At 61.6% G+C, this 12,445-nt stretch carries 9 protein-coding genes and 1 pseudogene; 9 read left to right on the top strand and 1 reads right to left on the bottom strand.

What is annotated here, in order from left to right; all coding sequences use genetic code 11:
• Positions 1-67 precede the first annotated feature (67 nt).
• The 3 genes and pseudogenes from ACRDT3_RS10990 (at position 68) to ACRDT3_RS10980 (ending at position 4,252) form a co-directional block, all read left to right on the top strand.
• Positions 68-1,426, top strand: a pseudogene (locus ACRDT3_RS10990) (aminotransferase class III-fold pyridoxal phosphate-dependent enzyme).
• Positions 1,427-1,622: 196 nt separating this feature from the next.
• On the top strand, positions 1,623-2,609 hold the full coding sequence (speB, locus tag ACRDT3_RS10985; protein WP_431493005.1) for an agmatinase: 987 nt from the start codon (positions 1,623-1,625) through the stop codon (positions 2,607-2,609).
• On the top strand, positions 2,609-4,252 hold the full coding sequence (locus ACRDT3_RS10980; RefSeq protein ID WP_431493004.1) for a thiamine pyrophosphate-binding protein: 1,644 nt from the start codon (positions 2,609-2,611) through the stop codon (positions 4,250-4,252). Before speB ends, ACRDT3_RS10980 begins: the two co-directional genes overlap by 1 nt.
• Before the next feature lie 382 nt (positions 4,253-4,634).
• On the opposite strand, the gene ACRDT3_RS10975 is transcribed toward ACRDT3_RS10980, so the two are convergent.
• Entirely contained in the window at positions 4,635-5,495 is an 861-nt protein-coding gene (locus tag ACRDT3_RS10975) for an inositol monophosphatase family protein (RefSeq protein WP_431493003.1), read from the bottom strand.
• A gap of 100 nt (positions 5,496-5,595) precedes the next feature.
• On the opposite strand from ACRDT3_RS10975, the gene ACRDT3_RS10970 reads away from it, so the two are divergent.
• The 6 genes from ACRDT3_RS10970 to ACRDT3_RS10945 all read left to right on the top strand — a co-directional run bounded on the left by ACRDT3_RS10970 (position 5,596) and on the right by ACRDT3_RS10945 (position 12,436).
• A complete protein-coding gene (locus tag ACRDT3_RS10970; RefSeq protein ID WP_431493002.1) occupies positions 5,596-6,102 on the top strand; it encodes a MarR family winged helix-turn-helix transcriptional regulator in 507 nt (168 codons plus the stop codon).
• Between the two features lie 4 nt (positions 6,103-6,106).
• Complete coding sequence (locus ACRDT3_RS10965) at positions 6,107-7,654, top strand: MFS transporter (protein WP_431493001.1); 1,548 nt, start codon at positions 6,107-6,109, stop codon at positions 7,652-7,654.
• 45 nt (positions 7,655-7,699) lie between these two features.
• On the top strand, positions 7,700-8,419 hold the full coding sequence (locus ACRDT3_RS10960; protein ID WP_431493000.1) for a GntR family transcriptional regulator: 720 nt from the start codon (positions 7,700-7,702) through the stop codon (positions 8,417-8,419).
• Positions 8,420-8,599: 180 nt separating this feature from the next.
• Positions 8,600-9,745 (top strand): CaiB/BaiF CoA transferase family protein, encoded by a 1,146-nt coding sequence (locus ACRDT3_RS10955; RefSeq protein WP_431492999.1) that lies wholly within the window; start codon positions 8,600-8,602, stop codon positions 9,743-9,745.
• 27 nt (positions 9,746-9,772) lie between these two features.
• The gene (locus tag ACRDT3_RS10950; protein WP_431492998.1) at positions 9,773-10,951 is read left to right on the top strand and encodes an acyl-CoA dehydrogenase family protein; all 1,179 of its coding nucleotides are present in this window, start codon (positions 9,773-9,775) and stop codon (positions 10,949-10,951) included.
• Between the two features lie 27 nt (positions 10,952-10,978).
• Positions 10,979-12,436 (top strand): aldehyde dehydrogenase family protein, encoded by a 1,458-nt coding sequence (locus ACRDT3_RS10945; RefSeq protein ID WP_431492997.1) that lies wholly within the window; start codon positions 10,979-10,981, stop codon positions 12,434-12,436.
• The last annotated feature ends 9 nt before the right edge of the window (positions 12,437-12,445 follow it).

Raw genomic sequence — 12,445 nt, 5'->3', positions numbered from 1 at the left:
AAGAAAGATGCCGAACCTGGATGCAATGACCAATGACGCGTGTCACGGCGATTTCTAGGCTTGAGCCATGACTGAAACCCTTGCTTCCACCGACGCGCCAACCTTGTCCCAAACCAGGCACCTTGCCACCAGCATCCCCGGCCCGCTCTCAGCAGCCCTCCATGAGCAGAGGGTGCGGCAGGTCAGCAGCGGTTTTGGCGTCACCTTGCCGGTCTTCGTCAGCCGCGCCGATGGCGGGATTATTGAAGACGTCGATGGCAATCGCCTAATCGACTTCGCCTCGGGGATTGCCGTGACTTCACTGGGTGCCGCCAACCGCCGCGTGGCCGAACGCGTGGCCAAGCAGTTGGCGGACTTCACCCATACCTGTTTCATGGTCACCGAGTACGAATCCTTCACCCAGGTGTGCCGCTGGCTGAACCAGCACACCCCTGGCGACTTCGAGAAGCGCACGGCACTGTTCTCCACCTGAGCCGAGGCCGTGGAGAATGCGGTCAAAATTGCTCGTGCGGCTACCGGACGCGCTAACGTGCTGGTCTTCGACGAGGCGTACCATGGCCGTTCGCTGCTGACCATGGGCATGACCGCCAAGGTCAATCCGTACAAGATGAATTTCGGCCCGATGCCCGAGCATATCGTGCGCGCCGCTTCGGCCAACCCGTTGCGGCCCGCTGCAGGAGCAGTCACCGTCGAAGCGGTCCTGGCATCTGTTGAGCAGACCTTGATGGACCACGGCCCCCAGTCTTTCGCTGCGATGGTGATCGAGCCGATTCAGGGCGAAGGCGGTTTCGTTGTTCCGATGGCCGGCTTCATCCCGGGCTTGCGCAAGTTGGCCGACAAGCACGGCATTGTGCTGGTCATCGACGAGATCCAGGCGGGCATGGGGCGCACCGGGAAGTTGTTCGCCTCGGAGCATGAGGGCGTGGCTGGAGACTTGATCCTCACCGCCAAGGCCCTGGCCAACGGAGTTCCGCTGTCTGCGGTGACCGGCCGCGCCGAGCTGATGAATGCCCCGCACGCTGGCGGCCTGGGCGGCACCTATGCTGGTAACCCGCTGGCATGCGAAGCCGCACTGGCAGTATTCGAGCAGTTCGAGGATGGGGCGCTTCTGGACAACGCCCAGCTCATCGAACGGGTGTCACGCGAGGTTCTTGAACCGCTGGTGCAGGAGACTTCGGTGGTTGCCGAAGTGCGCGGACGCGGAGCCATGCTGGCTATCGAGTTCGCCGACCGGGGCAGCCTGGCGCCGCGCGCCGATGTGGCCGCTGCGGTTTCCAAGGCCTGCCATCGAGCCGGGGTGCTGACCCTGACCTGCGGTACGCACGGCAATGTACTGCGCCTGCTGCCACCGTTGGTTATCGGCGAGGCGCTGCTGCGTGATGGATTAGAGGTGCTTGCGCAGCGGATTCGCAGCTCCGCTAGCTGATCGCCTTGCTGTAGTTTCGGCCGATGCCGCAGTCCGTTCCCGGGTTGCGGCATTGGCTATTTCTGCCCGGATTCCCGGGCATTGCGATAACTGAATCTTGACGTGACCCAGCAGACAAAATAGCATAATGGAAAACTGAAGTTTCATATTAGACAACTTGGGCTTTCGTCCTCATGTGTCTGGGGAGGAAGTTGCGATGAAGGAAATCCGCATCGAGGAAAACGGTCACCTAGGACCCATCAATGCCGCGGTGATTCCACGCTATGCAGGAGGAGGCACCTACGCCCGGCTGCCGCGCCTGGATCAGGTGGAGACGGCCGATATCAAGATCGTTGGCGTGCCTTTCGACACCGGTGTCTCCTATCGGCCCGGCGCACGCTTTGGCGCCAACCACGTGCGTGAATCCTCGCGCTTGATCCGTCCCTACAATCCCGCCACCGATACCTCGCCGTTTGCACAGAGCCAGGTGGCTGACGCGGGGGATATGGCCGTCAACCCGTTCAACATCAACGAGGCTATTGAAACCATTGAGCACAACGCACTGGAACTGACCAGTGACGGCTCCACCCTGGTCACCGTGGGCGGAGACCATACCATCGCGCTGCCATTGCTGCGTGCTGCCTCGCAACGAGCCGGCGCTCCGGTAGCGATGCTGCACTTCGACGCGCACCTGGATACCTGGGACACCTACTTCGGTGCCGAATACACCCACGGCACCCCGTTCCGCCGTGCTGTCGAGGAGGGAATCCTTGATACCGAGGCGATCTGCCACGTCGGCACCCGCGGTCCGCTGTATGGCAAGAAAGACCTGGAAGACGACAAGCGCTTCGGCTTCGGCATCGTCACCAGCTCGGATGTCTACTACCAGGGCGTACGCGAAATCGTGCACAAGCTGCGGGACCGCATCGGCAACCGCCCGCTGTACATCTCGGTGGACATCGACGTGCTGGACCCAGCCCACGCCCCGGGTACCGGCACCCCGGAAGCCGGGGGTATCACCAGCCGCGAACTCCTTGAAATTCTGCGCGGTTTGCGCGGGTTGAACATCATTGGCGCGGATATTGTTGAAGTCGCCCCCGCCTACGACCATGCAGAGCTGACCGGGGTAGCCGCCTCGCATGTCACCTATGATTTGATCAGCCTGATCAGCGACTTCCGCGCCAGCAAGGGGATGAATAGCTAATGAACGAGCAACCGCAACGCAATGGCGGTGATCTGGTCATCGAGACCCTCACCGCGCTCGGCGCCAAGACCGTGTTCGGGATCCCCGGGCAGCACGCCCTGGGACTCTTTGACGCACTCTCGCGCTCAAGCTTGGAGTTCATCTCCTCGCGCGTTGAGAACAACTCTGCCTTCGCCGCCGATGGCTACTCCCGCGCTACCGGGGAAGTGGGCGTCCTGTTCCTCTCCACCGGTCCTGGCGCACTGACCTCGCTAGCGGGTCTGCAGGAAGCCTACGCCACCGGCGTGCCCATGGTCGTGGTGGCCAGCCAGATTCCGCTGGACGGCTTGGGGGCCCGCCGCAAGGGCATGCTGCATCAGCTCGATGACCAGAAGGCCTCGGCCGCCAACGTCACCAAGTTCCAGCAGACCGTGCATCATGCATCGGGCATCCCCTCGGCTATCCAGGACGCGTGGGCCCGGGCCATTACCGTGCCGATGGGGCCGGTGTGGGTTGAGGTGCCGCAGGATGTCCTGCTCGCCCCGGTGATGGTGCCACCGGTACAAGATGCCTTGGCCGAAGCCTACGAGCATCCCCCGCGCGAAGAGCTGATTCGCGAAGCCATGCGCTGGCTGGCCGAGGCCAAGCGCCCGGCCATCATTGCCGGCGGCGGTGTACGCCGGGCCGGGGCACAAGCTGAATTGCTGGCCGTGGCCGAAAAACTGCAGGCCCCGGTGCTGTGCAGCCCTGGCGGCAACGGCGCCTTTGGCTGGGACCATGAGCTGTCCCTGCAATCGTGGGCAGAAGACCGCTATGTCTCGGACGTCATGGAAGATGCCGACGTGCTGGTGGTGATCGGTTCGGCCCTGGGCGAGGTAACCAGCAATTACTTCACGCTGGAACCACGCGGCAAAATGATCCAGATTGATGCTGAGCCGCGCGTACTTGAGTCCAACACACCGGCCTTGGGCATCCGCGCCGATGCTCGTGAAGCCTTGAAATTCCTTGATGAAGAAATGCGCGAGACAGGCTTCAAGGCCCAGGCTTCATGGCACGGAAAAACCCCGCAGCAGGTGGTGGCCGAAACCCTGGCGAAGGTGCAGGCGCGCCTGGATGCGCAGGACCTTGGCAAGGAACGGAAGTTCATGGCGGATATCCGCGCCGCAGTCCCGGCAGGCATGCAGACCTTCTGGGACATGACCATCGCTGCCTACTGGGGGTGGAGCTGCTGGGACGCCAAAGATGGCGAATTCCATTCCGCACAGGGTGCAGGTGGCCTCGGCTTCGGCTTCCCCGCCGCGATCGGTGGCGCCATCGGTTCCAAGCAGCGCGTGCTGGCTGTCAGCGGCGACGGTTCATCGATGTACTCCATTGCCGAACTGGCCACCGCCAAGCAACACCATGCGCCGGTCACCTGGTTGATCGTTGACGATGGGGGATATGGCATCCTGCGAGAGTACATGGAGGGAGCCTTCGGCAAGGCCACCGCCACCGAACTGGCCCGGCCAGACTTCGTGGCGCTTGCGCATTCCTTTGGCATCCCAGCCCAAGCGGTCGAACCGGAAGACATCGGTTCTGCGCTCGCCGACGCCTTGAAAGCAGATGGGCCCAATGTCATTGTGGTCCGCACGCTGCTGAAGATGTTTGCGCCTACCCACCTGTAACGCATCCGAACGCATGAACGGCCACGGACCTGTTGCTCCCAAGAGCGATGGATCCGGGGCCGTTGTGGTTAGTGGATGAGGAAACAGTGCGTGTCAGTGGGTGAAGTGAAACACCACGCCAAAAAGCACTGTTGAGATGCCCAGGCTAATGCCGATGAGCAGTGGCTCCCAATCCAGGGATTGAGCTGCCAACATCACTGCGAAGGAAGCGAAAAGCAGAATTGCTCCGATTCCTCCCAGGATCACCCCTCCGCCTCCATGGTGCCGCACGGCGGAGTGTGCGGTCCGTTGAAATAGTGGTTCCATCTCGCCATCGTACGTCCGAAAGAGGCCAAAGCCGAGGGGCAGGGCCAACTACTTCGATATTGTCAGCTTTGTTGGCTCAGCGGCCGGTGCGCAGCTGATGAATCCGCTCGGCAGCGGTTGCCAAGGACGGATAGTCGGCGCCGGGCCCTTGGGCGATGAATCCCGGACAGTGGTGATCGACGAGTCCTGCCTGTCCGTAGGACAAGCCGCGGAACGTGCCCTTGGCCATGCGCACCAGATGCGCGCCGGCGGCCACATCCCAAACCTTGGTATCGAACCCGATGGTGGCGTCGCACCAACCTGCGGCGACATGGGCCAGGGCCAGGGCTGCGGAGACCTTGCGCCGTACCGTGGCGAAATCCTGAATCCACTGGCCAAAAAGTTGCAATGACAGGTCCCCGTCCTTGAGCATGGATTCTGCTCCCGGGTAATCGGTCATCAGGTTGGCGCGGGACTGCTCGGGGCGGGCACTGGGATGAAGGACCTGCCCGTTGAGGAACGCGGCAGTCGAATTGGCGCTGAATTCATCACCAGAGACCGGATCGAGGATTGCGGCGGCAACCAATTCTCCATCGATGGCTGCCGCAATCGAGATGCAGAAGAATGCCACGCCATGGACGAAATTGCTGGTGCCATCGATCGGATCAACAATCCACTGCACCTTCCCGGCGGCCTGTTGCCCTTGATCACCGGAAACCTGCTCTTCGCCGAGAACCCAGGAATCAGGGCAGGCCGATAACAGGGAGGCAGTGATTAGTCGCTGGCTCTGCCGGTCGATGTCGGTGACCAGATCATGGGAGTTGGTTTTATGCTCGGCTTCTACGTTGCTGCGGAAGGAAGCACGCAGCGGCTCGGCGGACTGGCGAGCTGCCTTCAGCGCGGCAAGACGTAATTCTTCGGCGTATTGTGTGCTGGCTTGAACTCGCTGATCATTCACAAAACCAGCTTACCGCCGCGGCAATACGCAAAAACGTTGACTAAAGCAACGATTCAAACTTACTGTGGTGGAAACACAATAGATAGGCAGCCGATAGATCGTGGATAAGTCTCCAGATAGCCATTCGGATTCTGAACTCAAGAACCTGCTCGACGAGTTGGCCCGCAGTTCCAGGATCCTTCGCGTGTTCTCGCATATGGATCAGTCCGACCCCGAAGTATCCAACGCCTCCCATCATGTGCTCAAAACGTTGAAATCCCGTGAACCCACGCATGCTGCTGACCTTGCGCAGTCCTTGAGTATCGGCACCGCAGCGATGAGCCGGCATTTAGCGGAACTAGAGCAATCGGGTCTGGTGGCCAAGCAACCCAGCAAAATCGACGCACGCCGCCACGTGCTCTGGGTGACCGAGGCTGGTCGCGAGCGGCTTGAATTCCGCGACCGCTTGCGTCTGGAGCGAATGCGAGAAGTCCTTCCCGACTGGGATACGGGCCGCTTGGCCAGCGTTGCCCACGCGCTGGGCGAATTGAACGATACGATGATCCGCGGCATCCAATCCCAACGGACCGAGCAGTTCGGCAACGCAGAAAATACAGACCTTGGATAAGAGCATGCCGGAAAAGGAACGTCCTACTGACCTCACCGAGGTAGCGGCAGACCAGCCGCAGATGGATCAACGCGAGGTGCTCAAATCCATCGCTGGCGTCTTGGCATCCTTTTTCGCCGCAATGCTGGCGGCGACCATTGTGTCTATTGCCTTGCCGACCATCATGGATGTCCTGGGCGGCTCGCAAACCGACTTCAACTGGGTTTTGAGCACCACGCTGCTGGCTAATGCCGCCACCACTCCCATCTGGGGAAAAATGGCGGATCTCTTCGACAAGAAGAAACTGCTGCAAGCCGGAATTTTGGTGTTCGTGCTCGGCTCGTTGCTGGCCGGGCTTGCCTGGTCCATACCAGTGCTGCTGTTCGCCCGGGTAATCCAGGGCATCGGCATGGGCGGGCTGACCGCCATGGGCATGGCAGTCATCGGCACGGTCATCCCGCCACGAGAGCGTGGACGCTATTCGGGATATTTCGGTGCCGTCATGGCTGTATCTACCGCAGCAGGACCGCTGCTCGGCGGATTCATCGTGGACTCGCCGCTAGGCTGGCGTTGGTGCTTCTTCTTCGGCATCCCGATCAGCTTGCTCTCGATGCTCTTGATCCACCGGACCCTGCACCTGAAGCACCTCAAGCGTCCGGTGCATATCGATTGGGTCGGCGCAGTCCTGTTGACCACCGCCGTCTCGATCCTGCTGATCTGGGTCTCCTATGTAGGCAAAGCCGACTACTTCGGCTGGAATTCGTGGCAGACCTACACGATGGTCTCGATGTTCCTTTTGCTGGCTGCCGCGTTGCTGCTTGTTGAATCGCGGGTTCGTGAACCGATCATTCCACTGAAGATCATTTGCACCCGAACAACTTCGCTGGCCATTCTCGCCTCGATCTCAATTGGCGTGGGGATGTTCGGCACCGGCGCATTCATCGGCCAGTACTTCCAGATTGCTCGCGAAGCCACGCCAACCATGGCCGGCCTGATGACCTTGCCAATGATCGCGGGCAACTACTTTGGGTCCGTCTTCTCGGGACAGATGATTACCCGCTTCGGTCGATGGAAAATCTACCTGTTGATCGGTTCGATCCTGAATATCGCTGGCCTTGGCTTGCTGGGGCTGATGCGCCAGGATACCGAATATTGGCTCTTGGCCTGCGGCATGTTCCTCAACGGCGTGGGCATGGGATTCATGCTGCAAAACTTGGTGCTCTCGGTGCAGAACACGGTGAAAGTTACCGACATCGGTGCGGCAAGTTCTTCGGTGGCGTTTTTCCGCTCCGTAGGCGGCTCCGCAGGTGTGGCGGTGCTCGGTGCGTTGCTTTCGCGCAATGTGGCCGATCTTATTACCGAATCATTGGCGGCCAAGGGGCAACTCTCCTCGGCACCGGCCACCGAGGATTCTTTGAATCTTTCGGGGATGCCAGATGCGTTACGGCAGGTCGTGGAAGCGGCTTATGGCGAGGCGACAGGAATCGTCTTCATCGTCTCGGCGGCCGTAGCTGTAGTTGCCTTCTTCTGCATCTTGCTCATCAAGGAAGTGCCGCTGCGCAAGACGATCTAGCGGCTTGGCCTTGTCGTTGGGGCGAATCAGGATAAGCTTCAGACCATGAGTAGCATGCAACCGATTAAGCCGAAGGTATCTCTTACCGAGCAGGTGACCACGATGATCCGTGCCGCCATCGTTGCCGGCGAGATGACTCCGGGGGAGCACTACTCAGCCATTGGCATCTCGGAAAAGCTCGGCGTCTCGCGAACTCCAGTGCGCGAGGCCTTGCAGCTGCTGGAAAAAGAGGGAATCGTCACCGTGGCCAAAAACCGCGGGGTGCGCGTCAACCAGATTTCCCTGGACGACATTGTCGAAGTCTTCCAGCTGCGTTTGGCTATCGAGCCTCCAGCGGCCGCACGTGGCGTGCTAAACGCGACCGAGGCCGACATCAACCAGCTGAAGTCGTTGCACCAGCGAATGCTCGCAATCGGCGAAACCGGTGATGGCCGGGCAACGTTGGAAGCGGACAAGGAATTCCACCTATGCCTTCTGGGGCTGGCTGGCAACGCGAAACTCGACAGCGTGGTGGGGGAGTTGCGCAACCTCGTCCTGGCCCATGGGCAGACCACCGTGCCCTTCGCCCGGTCCAGCCAGGATTTGGCCGGGGACCGCGAGGAGATCATGGACGCGATTCTGGCTAGAGACCCGAACGCCGCAGCGATGGCCGTACGGGACCACGTCATGCGCACCGCGCAGATGCTGATCAGTTCGGTTTGTTCGCGTACTCCGGGATTGGATGCAAAACCGTTCCTGGAGCGGCTGGACGCATTGATTTCCTAGCACCTGCCGGGCGCACCCTTCAGCCCCAAGTGGCTTCGCCCTGCGCCGGCCTGGTTGCGCTCGGTGCCCTGAAGCCGACGAAATATCCTGAAAATCCTTGCCAAGGGTGATCCGTGCAACATAGAGTTGCATGCAACATGTAACTAAGGCATTTTGTGTGGATTGAAGGTGTGGAAGCAAATGAGCCAACCGCTTGAAGGGGTCAAGGTCATCGACCTCTCGCGCATCTTGGCCGGGCCGCTGTGCTCCATGACCCTGGCCGACTTCGGAGCCGAAGTTCTCAAGGTGGAAAACGCTGCTGGAGATGAGACCCGCAGCTGGAAGCCACCGGTCAATGCCCAAGGCATCAGCACCTACTACTGGTCGGTGAACCGCAATAAGCAGGCAGTAGTCGCCGACTTCGCGGACACGACGCAGCTGCGTGCCCTGCTCGGATTGATCCGCGAGGCTGACGTGCTGGTGGAGAATTTCCGCCCCGGCGTGCTGGCCAAATTCGGGTTGGACTACGAGAGCCTGCGCGAGCTGAACCCGGAGCTGGTCTATTGCTCCATCTCAGGCTTCGGCGAAAAACAGGGTGCAGCCTTGCCCGGCTTCGACCTGCTGGTGCAGGCAGTGGGCGGACTGATGAGCATCACTGGAGAACCAGGCGGTCTTCCGAGCAAGGCCGGCGTTGCCCTGGTGGATGTATTGGCTGCGCAGAATGCGGTTGCCGGTATCCTGCTGGCATTGCGCGAACGCGATGCCAGCGGTTTGGGCCAGCGGGTGACCGTCAACTTGCTCGGCTCGCTGCTGGCCGGACTGACCAACCAGTCCAGCAGCACGCTGGCTACCGGAAAATCCCCGGCACGCATGGGCAACGCGCACCCAAGCATTGCCCCCTATGAAACCTTCGCAGCCAACGACGGCGTCGTGGCCATCGCAGTGGGCAACGACCGCCAGTTCGCAGCTCTGGCCAAGCACCTTGGCCGGCCGGAACTGGCCCAAGACCCGCGCTTCAGCAGCAATAGCGCACGGGTGGCCCACCGCGAAGAACTCAAGGCAATCATCGAAGCGGCCACCGCCTCGGCCACTGCCGCGCACTGGGCGAATGCGCTGATGTCCGCGGGAGTGCCCGCCGGAAAGGTCAACTCCATCGCCGAGGCCATCGACTTCGCCAAGGAACTTGGCCTTGATCCCATCGCGCTGATCACCGATCCGGCCACCGGCGAAGCGACCGAGCAGATCGCCAGCCCCATAGGGCTCTCGCGCACCGCCGCCCAATACCGCACAATCCCGCCGGCCCACGGGGAGCATCAAGAACTTCTGGGCACCCTGGCAAATAGCTAATAGCAAGAACTTTCAAGGAGACCTATCATGAGCACCGCAGAACGCCTTCTGGATCCAGCTGACCTGATCAACTTCGATTCGCTGCTCTCGGCGGAGGAACTGGCCCTGCGCGATACCGTGCGCGGTTTCGTCAACGAGAACATCAAGCCGAACATCGCCAAGTGGTACAACGACGCAGTCTTCCCGCTGGAAATCGTTCCGGAAATGGCCAAGCTGGGCCTGCTGGGCATGCACCTGGAAGGCTACGGCTGCGCCGGGCGCTCGGCCGTGGAATACGGCATCGCCGGTGCCGAGCTGGAAGCCGGCGATTCGGGGCTGCGCACCTTCGTTTCGGTCCAGGGCTCGTTGGCCATGAGCGCTATCTACAAGCACGGCTCCGAAGAGCAGAAGCAGCAATGGCTGCCCAAGATGGCCGCCGGCGAAGCCATTGGCTGCTTTGGCCTGACCGAACCAACCGCAGGTTCGGACCCGTCGAGCATGAAGACCTTCGCCCGCCGCGACGGCGATGACTGGGTGATCAACGGTTCCAAGCGCTGGATCGGGCTGGCCAATGTGGCGCAGGTGGCAGTGATCTGGGCACAGACCGATGAGGGCATCCGCGGCTTCGTCGTTCCAACCAGCACCCCGGGCTTCACCGCCACCCCGATCGAGCAGAAGCTGTCCATGCGCGCCTCCATCCAGTGCGAAATCGATCTGGTCGATGTGCGCCTGCCCGGTTCCGCGGTATTGCCCAACGCCAAGGGCCTGAAGGGACCATTCTCCTGCCTGAACGAAGCCCGCTACGGCATCCTGTGGGGTTCCATGGGCGCCGCCCGCGACTCGTTTGAAGCGGCATTGGCCTACTCGCAGGAACGCATGCAGTTCGACAAGCCGCTGGCCGGATACCAGATGACCCAGCAGAAGCTGGTGGACATGGCCCTGGAAATCAACAAGGGCTTCCTGCTGGCCCTGCACATCGGCCGGTTGAAGGATGCCGGGAACTTGGACCTGCACATGATTTCGCTAGGGAAGCTGAACAACTGCCGTGAAGCCATCGCGATCTGCCGCGAAGCACGCACCATCTTGGGAGGCAATGGCATCACGCTGGATTACTCGCCATTGCGCCATGCCAACAACCTGGAATCGGTGCGCACCTACGAAGGCACTGACGAGGTGCACACCCTGATCCTGGGCAATAAGCTCACCGGCGTGCCGGCCTTCCGCTAAGCCAAGGAAGACGGGAGAACCAAGCAAATGAACCTTTCGACAACACTTGCCACCCTGGAGCACTACGTCAATGGCGTGTGGGTGCCTGGCGAGGGCCGCCGCATCGATTCGAAGGCGGCCGCCGACGAATCCAGCGTGCTCGCGGCGGGCACCGCGGCCAGCGTGGACCAGGTGGACGCCGCTTTCGGCGCCGCCCATCGGGCCAGGAAGTCCTGGGCGTCCACTCCGATGGCCGACCGCGGGGCGATCTTGGCCAAGGCCGCCGGCTACCTGAAGGAGCATGCGCAGGACTTCGGAGCGGAACTGGCCGCTGAGGAGGGCAAGACCAGAACCGAGGGAATTGGCGAGGTGCTGCGCGCCGCGCAGATCCTGGCCTACTATTCGGGCGAGGCCGAGCGCGCTGCCGGCACCGTCTTCCAATCCCCGCGTGCCGGCGAACAGATCATGGTTACCCACAAGCCGCTGGGGGTGATCGGGGTGATCACCCCGTTCAACTTCCCGATTGGAATTCCGGCCTGGAAGATTGCCCCGGCGCTGGTCTTCGGCAACACCGTGGTGTTCAAGCCGGCCAGCTTGGTGCCGTTGCTGGCCATGCGCTTCGTGCAGGCCCTGGAGCATGGAGGGCTGCCCGCTGGCGTACTGAACCTGGTCATCGGCCCGGGTGCGCTGGGCGATGCCTTCATCGCCCATGAGCATCTGGACGGCCTGACTTTCACCGGTTCCACCGGCGTGGGACGCAAACTCTGCGCGGCGGGTGCGGCCCGGGGGATTCCGGTGCAGGCCGAAATGGGCGGCAAAAATGCTTCGGTAGTGCTGGCCGACGCAGACCTGGACCTGGCCAGCGAGCAGGTGCTTTTCGGGGCGTTCCGCTCAACCGGCCAGAAATGCACGGCCACCAGCCGGCTGATCCTCGATGAGGCCATTGCGGACAGGTTCTTGGCCAAGCTAACCGAAAGGCTGGAGCAGTGGGTGACCGGGGACCCGCTGGACCCGTCGGTGCACATGGGCCCGCTGGTGGATGCCAAAGCGGCGAACTCGGCGGCCAAGGGGATCGCCCAGTCGCTGGCACAGGGTGCAACACTGCGCTATCGCGGGCTCGCCCCGGAAACCGGCAGCTTCCTGGCACCAACCATTCTGGAACTTCCGGAGGGGGAAGCAGGGCGAGCCAACTGCGCATGGCAGGAAGAATTCTTCGCACCCATCTTGTCCGTGCGCCGAGTCGACGGGTGGAAGGAAGCTTTCGAAGCTGCAGAAGACTCGGAATACGGTTTGAGCCTGGCGTTGTTCACTTCGAACCTTGCGCTGGCTCTCGAGGCGCAACAAACTCTCGACGTGGGTATTTTGCATGTAAATTCGGAGTCAGCCGGCGCTGACCCGCATGTGCCTTTTGGCGGCGCGAAAGCTTCCGGCTACGGACCGAAGGAGCAGGGAGCAGCAGCTCGCGAGTTCTACACGCACACCACGACAACCTACTTGCGCGGCTAAAGGGCGCAG

The sequence above is a fragment of the Glutamicibacter sp. genome (genome assembly GCF_050701915.1).
Lineage (GTDB): Bacteria > Actinomycetota > Actinomycetes > Actinomycetales > Micrococcaceae > Glutamicibacter.
This window is presented reverse-complemented; position numbering and strand designations above follow the sequence as displayed.

Bases quoted from the DNA above. Each gene is read 5' to 3' on its own strand.
- ACRDT3_RS10960 (WP_431493000.1), top strand. From the start codon at position 7,700: ATGAGTAGCATGCAACCGATTAAGCCGAAGGTATCTCTTACCGAGCAG.
- speB (WP_431493005.1), top strand. From the start codon at position 1,623: ATGAAGGAAATCCGCATCGAGGAAAACGGTCACCTAGGACCCATCAAT.
- ACRDT3_RS10980 (WP_431493004.1), top strand. From the start codon at position 2,609: ATGAACGAGCAACCGCAACGCAATGGCGGTGATCTGGTCATCGAGACC.
- ACRDT3_RS10950 (WP_431492998.1), top strand. From the start codon at position 9,773: ATGAGCACCGCAGAACGCCTTCTGGATCCAGCTGACCTGATCAACTTC.
- ACRDT3_RS10955 (WP_431492999.1), top strand. From the start codon at position 8,600: ATGAGCCAACCGCTTGAAGGGGTCAAGGTCATCGACCTCTCGCGCATC.
- ACRDT3_RS10945 (WP_431492997.1), top strand. From the start codon at position 10,979: ATGAACCTTTCGACAACACTTGCCACCCTGGAGCACTACGTCAATGGC.
- ACRDT3_RS10965 (WP_431493001.1), top strand. From the start codon at position 6,107: ATGCCGGAAAAGGAACGTCCTACTGACCTCACCGAGGTAGCGGCAGAC.